Annotated in this window: 6 protein-coding genes; 4 read left to right on the top strand and 2 right to left on the bottom strand. The window is 74.7% G+C overall.

Going from position 1 to position 8,395, the window contains the following annotated elements; all coding sequences use genetic code 11:
* The first annotated feature begins 197 nt into the window (after positions 1-197).
* The 4 genes from ACPYO6_RS01995 to ACPYO6_RS01980 all read left to right on the top strand — a co-directional run bounded on the left by ACPYO6_RS01995 (position 198) and on the right by ACPYO6_RS01980 (position 4,793).
* Positions 198-1,010, top strand: coding sequence for a hypothetical protein (locus tag ACPYO6_RS01995; RefSeq protein WP_425713220.1), 813 nt, complete (start codon positions 198-200; stop codon positions 1,008-1,010).
* Positions 1,011-1,289: 279 nt separating this feature from the next.
* Positions 1,290-2,198: a hypothetical protein gene (locus tag ACPYO6_RS01990; RefSeq protein ID WP_425713219.1), complete on the top strand. Its 909-nt coding sequence runs from the start codon at positions 1,290-1,292 to the stop codon at positions 2,196-2,198.
* Positions 2,199-2,401: 203 nt separating this feature from the next.
* Complete coding sequence (locus ACPYO6_RS01985; protein WP_425713218.1) at positions 2,402-3,580, top strand: hypothetical protein; 1,179 nt, start codon at positions 2,402-2,404, stop codon at positions 3,578-3,580.
* Between the two features lie 136 nt (positions 3,581-3,716).
* Positions 3,717-4,793: a hypothetical protein gene (locus tag ACPYO6_RS01980; protein ID WP_425713217.1), complete on the top strand. Its 1,077-nt coding sequence runs from the start codon at positions 3,717-3,719 to the stop codon at positions 4,791-4,793.
* 63 nt (positions 4,794-4,856) lie between these two features.
* On the opposite strand, the gene dnaG is transcribed toward ACPYO6_RS01980, so the two are convergent.
* Positions 4,857-6,932 (bottom strand): DNA primase, encoded by a 2,076-nt coding sequence (gene dnaG / locus ACPYO6_RS01975; protein WP_425713216.1) that lies wholly within the window; start codon positions 6,930-6,932, stop codon positions 4,857-4,859.
* Positions 6,933-8,237: a deoxyguanosinetriphosphate triphosphohydrolase gene (locus tag ACPYO6_RS01970; RefSeq protein WP_425713215.1), complete on the bottom strand. Its 1,305-nt coding sequence runs from the start codon at positions 8,235-8,237 to the stop codon at positions 6,933-6,935.
* Positions 8,238-8,395 lie beyond the last annotated feature (158 nt).

Raw genomic sequence — 8,395 nt, 5'->3', positions numbered from 1 at the left:
GAGAGGAGAACCGAAAACCAACGGAACGCCGATCCCCTCCGTGGCCCACCCCCCCCCCCGACGCGGTCATGGCGCCCAGGTCGGGGACGGACCGTTTGGGTCCGGTAACGTTCGCCCGTGGCGTCAGCCGCCCTGACCGGCGGGGGCGTTCCGCCCGTGGACCGGCGGTGCGGCGGGTGACGAGGTGGAGAACAGACGTGTCGAACGACGGCCAGTGGGGCAACCCGAGCGGCTATCCGCAGCACGGGGCACACGGCCCGCAGCCCGATCATTCCCAGCAGCACGGCCGTCCGCAGCCGCCCGACCACGATGGGCACGGGCCGGGTGTCGGACCTGGACGCCCCGGCGGTGACAGGGGCTGGCTGTGGGCGCTCATCGCCGTCGTCGTGACGGCCGCGCTCTGCACCGGGGTGTACTTCCTGTTCCTCGACGGTGACGACGACGAGAGCACCTCCGCGGAGGGGCAGCGGGAATCGGACACTGTCACCGCAGTGGCCCCGCCGACCCCATCGGCCCCAGCTCCCACCGCTGCTCCCGCACCCACCCCCGGCAGCGAGGAGCCCAGTACCACCGAGAGCGACGGGTCCGGCGGTCCGACGGTGGTCGACGTGCCGATCGGTACGCCGTTCATGACACACAACGGCGGGGTCGTCACGCTCGACTCCGTCGAGGAGGACTTCACCTGCGGCAGCGACGTGCGCGGCCTCAGCGGGGCCTACGCCCTCGAGTTCACCGTCGTCGGCAGCTCGACCGCGGGCACGTCGGCGCCGGTGCCCGGCACCACCCTCGAGTCGTCCTCGGGGAGCATCGGAGGGTCCTTCAACACCCTCGCGTGCCTGGCGGACTCCTCCCGCGCCCTGCCCGGGTTCGTCGACGCCGGCGAGACCGCCACGGGCCTCGTCATCGTCACCCCACCCACCAACGGAGCGTTCACGCTCGAGTACGACCCGTCGATGGGGGTCGACCGGCAGGACACCGAGATCTCCATCGCCCGCTGGTCGATCAACTGATCCCTACCCGGGCGGTCGGCGCCGGCGAGGGCTGCACGGGGGACGACGCCGGAGGTGGCCCGGAGGACGCCGGCGAGCCGACCGGTTGCGACCACCTCGCCCGGGTTCTCGACGTCGCCCCACCTCAGCCGGGGTCCACGGCACGGGTGAGGACTCCCCATCGGGGAGCGGTTGCCCGGCTCGGACACCGTTCTACGGTGGCGCTGCCCGCCGGGACCGGCGGGCGGCGCGGCAGGTCCTCGACCGGCCACGTGGCGGGCGCAGCGGTGGAGGTCAGACGTGTCGTACGACGGCCAGTGGGGTCAGCAGGGCGGGTTCGGCCAGCAGGGCGGCTACCCGCAGGGCGACTTCGGACAACAGGGCGGGTTCGGCCAGCAGGGCGGCTACCCGCAGCAGGGCGGATTCGGCCAGCCCGGCGGCTATCCCCAACAGGGCGGGTTCCCCCAGCAGGGTGGCTACGGCCAGCAGCCCGGCTACGGCGGCCCTGGTCAGTCCGGCGGCTCCGGCGGAGGCAAGGGCTGGATCTGGGCGATCGTCGCCGTCGTCGTGGTGGCCGCCCTCGGTGCCGGGGCCTACTTCCTCTTCGTCGACGGGGACGACGACGAGACAGCCTCCGGCGGTGACCAGCAGGGCGGGGTGACGGCGCCGTCGATCCCGGGTGGCGACATCCCGTCGATCCCGGGTGGCGACATCCCGTCGATCCCGGGCGGTGACATCCCGTCGGTCCCCGGTGGCGACGTCCCCTCGATCCCCGGTGGCGACGGATCCGGCAGCGTCACCGTCGTCGACGTCCCGATGGGCACCCCGCACCAGACCTACGACGGCGCGACTGTCACGCTGAACTCGGTCGAGCGCAACATCACCTGCGACGGGTACGCCAGCGTCTCCGGCGAGGTCGTCGCGCTCGAGTACACGGTGACCGCGAGCCCGAGTGCCAGTGCATCGGCGCCGATGCCGGGCATCACCCTCGAGTCGCCCGAGGGAACGATCGACTCCTTCTCCACCATCGGCTGCCTCGCCGACACCTCCCGCGAGCTGCCCTCGTACATCGAGCCCGGGCAGACGGCCACAGGACTCATCCTCGTCGAGGCACCCACGAGCGGCCCGTTCACGCTCGAGTACGACCCGATGTTCGGCATCGCCATGCCCGGCACCGAACTGACGGTGGCTCGCTGGTCGGTCGACTGACCCGCCACCTCAGGCCCTCCTCGGCGCCCCGTCCGCACGTGCGGCCGGGGCGCCGTCGCGTCGGGCGACGCCGGGGCCGCACCACCGCGTCCGTCGGCCCACGGCCGAGCCGAAGGACCTCCTGCGTCCAGCGGCGTCGAGGTCCGTCGAGATCTGTGCGGATCGCCCGCGGCGACGACCACGCACATCGCCGCGGGGCTAGCGTGACGAGCGTCCGCCCCACCGGCGGGCCCGGGGGCGGACGGACCGTGCCGGCCCCGGTGGTCGACGCGGAGGTCGGCATGGCGGACGACGACGGGCCCGTCGGTACCGGGTACCTCGCCCACTTCTTCGACGACGACGAACCACCCACCGCCGCGACCGGTGAGCTGCCGGCCGATCTCGCCGACCCTCGCTCGACCGACTACGCGGCGCGAACCGGCTACCCCTCGAAGCCTGTTCCTCGACTCAACGCGTTCGGGCACTCGGGATCGCCGGGCGACGCGCCCTCGACCGCCGCCGGGAACGGAGCTCCGGGGTCCGAGACGTCCGACCAGCACGAGAGCGTCCGGCCATGGCTCCTCGCCGGAGCGGCGTCCGTCATCGCGGCCGCCCTCCTGGGCTACTGGTTCGTGGCCGCCACCGACCGGGGACCGAGCGACGCCCTGCTCCGCGCGCCCGCCGCCACCGCGGGTCCCACCACGACTGTCCCGGGCGCTCCCCCGCCCACCTCGCCTCCGGCCACACCCTCGCCCTCGCCCGAGACCGAGCCCGAGCCCGACGCCGGACCCCCGACGTGGACCGTCCCGGTTCCCGCGGTCCCGCCCGGGACGTCGATCCCGCTTCCACCGGCCACGCCCGGGTCACCTGGCACGCCGGGGTCACCGGGCGCCTCCTCGGGCGACCCTGCCCAGGACCTCGCATGGCTCCTGCAGCTCCTCCAGGGCTCCGCCGCGGGCGCGGACACGGGCGGCGGCACCGGTACCGACGCGGAGGTCGTCGACGTCGCCGTCGGGGAGACATGGACCGCGGACGACGGCACGACCTACGCGCTGACGGCCGCCGAACGGGACGTGACCTGCGCGGTCGACGGCGCCGTGGCCGGCGAGCTGGTGGCCCTCGAGGTGACGGTCACCGTGCCGGCGGACGCCCCGGCACCGGTCCTCACCCCGATTCCCGGTCTCGGCCTGTCCTCACCGGACGGGCCGCTGCTCCCCGCCCCGGCCTCGTGCCTCGCCGATCCGTCGGACGTGCTGCCGCCGACCGCCTCGCCCGCGCAGACGGTCACGGGGACGGTGCTCATGGTCGCTCCCACGCAGGGGCGTCTCGTCCTCGAGCTCGACCCGGACGTGCTCAGGCACGGCTCCCCCGACCGCACGCTCGCGCGCTGGACGATCGACTGACACGAACCGGGCCCCGCGTCCCGCGCCCCCGGGCGGGGCGGGCAGCACTCCCCGGCGACGTCGACGCGCCCGGGGTGTGCCCCGGTCGTAGGCTGACGGGCGTCGTCCGGCCGGGCGGCAGACCTGGGAGGACACGATGAGCAACGACTCACGCTGGCGGCGCGAGGGCAACGCCTTCGAGCAGCCCGACGGCGACGCCACGAGGCCGATCCCGGCGGACTCCGCCGCGGCGCAGGGCGCGAGCCGGTACGACGCGGCTCGGGGTGCCGGCGGGTACGGCGCGGCGTCGCAGTCCGGCGGCGCGTCCGCCCCGGGCGCGTCGGGTTCGCACGCGGCGACCGGCGGCGAGGGAGCCTCGGGCTACCCCTCGTCCGGCGCCGCCCCGACCTACGCACCCTCGTACGGCGGCGGGTCGGGCGGCGGCGGCGACTACCCGCCCGGCGACGACCGCCCGCAGCGCGGAGGCGGCTTCCCCTGGCTGGCGGTGATCCTCGGCGTCCTCGCGGTCGCCGTCGCCGCAGCCGCGGTGTGGTTCTTCCTCCTGCGCGACGGCGACGAGAACGGTGGCGAGGAGCCCACGCCGGACGACTCCGGGATCGAGGCACCGAGCGGCGAGGCCGGTTCCGACGGGACCGACGGCGAGGAGGAGAGCTCCGACGACGAGGCCCCGAGCGACGACGAGGACGAGACCGAGGACGAGACCGACGAGAACTCCGAGACCGAGTCGGGGCCCGACTCCGAGAGCCCGTCCGACGACGCCGACACCGACGAGGACGACGAGTCCCCGTCCGACGACGGCTCCGGCGGCGCGGACGACGCCACGGTCCTCGAGATCGGCGAGACCCACACGTTCGACAACGGCATGGAGATCACGCTCGACGAGGCCGAGCGCGACGCGCAGTGCCTCACCTCCCCCGGCACGCCGCACACGGCCCTGACCTTCACCGTGTCCGCCGGCGAGGACGAGGTGGTTCCCACCGTCCCGCCGCTGCCCGGCATCACTCTGTCGACCTCCGAGGGCGACCTCAGCCCCACGGACGGCATGGGCTGCAGCACCGGCGACTCGATGCCCCCGGTCGTCGACGGGGGCGAGGAGGTCACGGCGACGATCTACGTTCCCGAGCCGTCCGACGACTCGTTCGACGTCCTCTTCCGCCCGGCCGCCGGCATCGTCACCGGCGAGTCCGAGTCCCTCGCCTGGACGATCGACTGACCCACCCGCCGCGACACCTGCGGACGCGCCGGCGTCCGCCCACCACGGCGCTCGTTGGGCCCGCTACGGCGAGCCGAGCGAGCGCCGTCGTGACTCCAGCTCCATGAGAGCGGCGAACCGCTCGGCGTAGGCGGGATCGTCCGGGTCCGTGCGCTGCAGCGTCCCCTTCGCGTCACCGATGAGCCGGGTCAGCCCCATGCGGACGAGCGCGACGACGACGCCGCGGGCGTAGTCGGTCAGCGCGTCCGGGCGGTCCTGGGGAAGCGGGGCGACCGCCATGCCGGTCACGGAGTCCGCGACGGGACCGACGGCGTTCTCCCGCACCGCCTCGACCCAGTGGGCAGCGGCCTCCCGCTGGGCGGCCTCCTCCCCTGCGCCCGCGCGGCGGCGCTCGGCCAGGTGCGCCGCGAAGGTCGCCACGCCACCGGCCGCCCGGATCGCGTCGTGTGCCGCGCGGTACGAGGGCACGGTGAACGTGTCGGCCGCGAGCGAGTCGAACCCGGCGGCCGCCGCCTCGGCCGGGAGCTGGAGTGCCACCTCGAGGACCTGCCGCTCGAGGCGCGCCACGGGATCCTCGGGGCCGCGTCCACCGCCGGCTCCTGCGGAGGTCTCCCAGGCACCGCCCGAGGGACCGGATCCGCCCGGCTGCCCGCCCGGCCGTCCGTTCTGCCCGCCCGGGCGACCAGTCTCACCGGGTGCGCCGCCCGCCCGGCCCGGCCCACCGGCGTCGGGCACGGACGACCCTCCGGGGGCGCCGGCGCGCCGCGCCGAGCTCTCGGCGCTACGGACCGCCTGGCGGACACTCACGTCGTCCATGCCGAGCCAGCCCGCGAGCTGGCGGGCGTACTCCCCGCGCAGGGCGCGGTCACGGATCGCTGCCACGACCGGCGCCGCCGCCCGCAGCCCCGCCACACGCCCCTCCGCGGTCCCGAGGTCGAGCGTGGCCAGGGCGGAGCGGATGACGAACTCGAACAGCGGCTCGCGCCCGGCGACGAGGTCGCGGACGGCCGCGTCGCCGCGCTCGAGGCGCAGGTCGCAGGGGTCCATCCCACCGGGCGTGACCGCGACGAACGTCTGGGCCGCGAAGCGCTGGTCCTCGTCGAACGCGCGCAGGGCGGCCTTCTGACCGGCGGCGTCGCCGTCGAACGTGAAGACGACCTCGCCGCCTCGCGCGGAGCCCGCCGTCATGACGCCGGAGGCGGCGTCGCCGACGTCCCCGAGCAGGCGCCGGACGATGCGGACGTGGTCGTCGCCGAAGGCCGTGCCGCACGTGGCGACCGCGGTGGTGACGCCGGCGAGGTGCGCGGCCATGACGTCCGTGTACCCCTCGACGACGACGACCTGCCGCCCGCGGCCGATCTCCTTGCGAGCGAGGTCGATCCCGTAGAGGACGTGCGACTTGCGGTACAGCGGGGTCTCGGGGGTGTTGAGGTACTTCGGACCCTGGTCGGACTCGAGCAGGCGTCGCGCGCCGAACCCCAGCGTCTCGCCGGAGGTGGAGCGGATCGGCCAGACGAGTCGCCCGCGGAACCGGTCGTAGACGCCGCGCTGCCCCTGCGAGACGAGCCCGGCCGCGAGGATCTCCTGGTCGGTGAGCCCCTTGGAACGCAGGTGGCGCAGCAAGTGGTCCCAGCCCTCGGGCGCGAACCCCACGCCGAAGTGCGCGGCAGCAGCCTGGTCGAACCCGCGCTCGGCGAGGAACGCGCGGGCGGGAGCGGCGCCGGGCGAGGCGAGCTGCGCGACGAAGTACTCGGCGGCGATCCGGTTGGCCTCGACGAGCCGACGACGCCGGCCGGGCTCCCCCTGGGACCGCTCCCGGGGTCGGCCGTCCTCGTCCTCGCGGCGGAGCTCGACCCCGACCCGGTCGGCCAGCATCTCGATCGCCTCGGCGAACGAGAGTCCTTCGATGCGCTGGACGAAGCTGACGACGTCGCCGCCCTCGCCGCACCCGAAGCAGTGCCACACGCCCACCTGCGGGCGGACGTGGAAGGACGGCGTGCGCTCGTCGTGGAAGGGGCACAGGCCCTTCATCGACCCGACGCCGGCGGTGCGCAGCGTGACGTGCGCGCCGACGACCTCCTCGATCCGGACCTTCTCCTTGACCGCCTCGATGTCCTCGCGGCGGATCATCCCCGCCACTCAGTACACCTCGGAGAGCATCCCGCACAACCGGGCGTGCCACTGCTGGGCGGATGTGTCGGTGAGGGAGGCGATCTGGTCGACGACGACGCGCAGCCGTTCGTCGTCGGACCCGACGCCGTGCCAGCGCTGGGCGAGGTGCGGCTCGAGCTGGTCCGGGCCGCCCGCGGCGAGGGCGTCGGCCAGGTCGAAGATGATCGTGCGCTGGGCGAGGTAGAGCGGCTCGGTCTCGCGCGGCGCCATGACGTAGTGGGCGGCGACGCCCTTGAGCGCGAGGATCTCGGCCTCCGTCTCCCGGGGCACCACGAGGTCGGCCGCGTAGCGCGCGAGGGGATCCTCGCCGTGCCGCTCACGGGTGGCGTCCTCGGCGGCGGCGCAGAACCGGCCGATGAGCTGGCTCGCCATGTCCTTGAGCGCGGCGAGCGAGGCCCACGTGTGGTCGAAGACCCGCGGGACGACGGGCAGGGCGAGGACGCGGTCGAGGGCGGCGCCGATCTCGTCGTCGCTCAGCTCGGGGTCGTACCAGGCTCGCACCTGCTCGACGACGCCGTTCTGCGCCCGGTCGGCCCGCACGACGCCGAGGTCGACGCGACCGCCGGCCACCGCGTCCTCGACGTCGTGCACCGAGTACGCGACGTCGTCGGCCAGGTCCATGACCTGGGCCTCTAGGCAGCGGCGCCTGTCGGGGGCGCCCTCGCGCAGCCAGGCGAACGTCTCGGCGTCGTCGGCGTAGACGCCGAACTTGCCCGTGGGCCGGCCGTCGGCGCGCACCGGTCCCGCGCCGGCGGCCCACGGGTACTTGACCGAGGCATCCAGCGTGGCGCGCGTGAGGTTGAGGCCGGCTCCGGTGCCGGAGTCGGTCATGATCTTGGGCTCGAGCGAGGTGAGCAGCCGCAGCGTCTGGGCGTTGCCCTCGAAGCCGCCGATGCCGGCCGCGACCTCGTGCAGCGCACGCTCGCCGTTGTGGCCGAACGGCGGGTGGCCGAGGTCGTGGGAGAGGCAGGCCGCGTCCACGACGTCCGGGTCGCAGCCGAGGGCCTGGCCGAGCTCGCGGCCGACCTGCGCGACCTCGAGGGAGTGCGTGAGCCGGGTGCGGACGAAGTCGTCCGAGCTCGGGCCGAGCACCTGCGTCTTCGCTCCGAGGCGACGCAGGGCCGAGGAGTGCAGGACGCGGGCGCGGTCGCGCTGGAACGGGGAGCGCCGCGGGTTCTTGCCTTCCTCGGGCCACCAGCGGTCCGCGTCCGCCGCGACGTACGGGGCCGGGACGGACCTCGCCCGTGCCACCTGCTCCGCCGATGCGCTCACCGCTCGAGTCTATGCGGCCGCGCCGATCTGGACGCTCGCCCCTCCACACCCCACGAGTGAGGGGACTTCTCCCGGCGAGTGCGGTCACCCCTTGTCGAGTGAGCGGCTTTCCTCCTGACGAGTGAGCCGAGTCCCGCTTCACCACCACCCCCTCCGAC

The organism is Georgenia sp. Z1344, assembly GCF_049856295.1.
In the GTDB taxonomy this organism is placed as follows: Bacteria; Actinomycetota; Actinomycetes; order Actinomycetales; family Actinomycetaceae; genus JB111.
The sequence above is the reverse complement of the archived record's forward strand: the minus strand, read 5'-3'. Positions and strand labels throughout refer to the sequence as shown.

Bases quoted from the DNA above. Each gene is read 5' to 3' on its own strand.
- ACPYO6_RS01980 (WP_425713217.1), top strand. From the start codon at position 3,717: ATGAGCAACGACTCACGCTGGCGGCGCGAGGGCAACGCCTTCGAGCAG.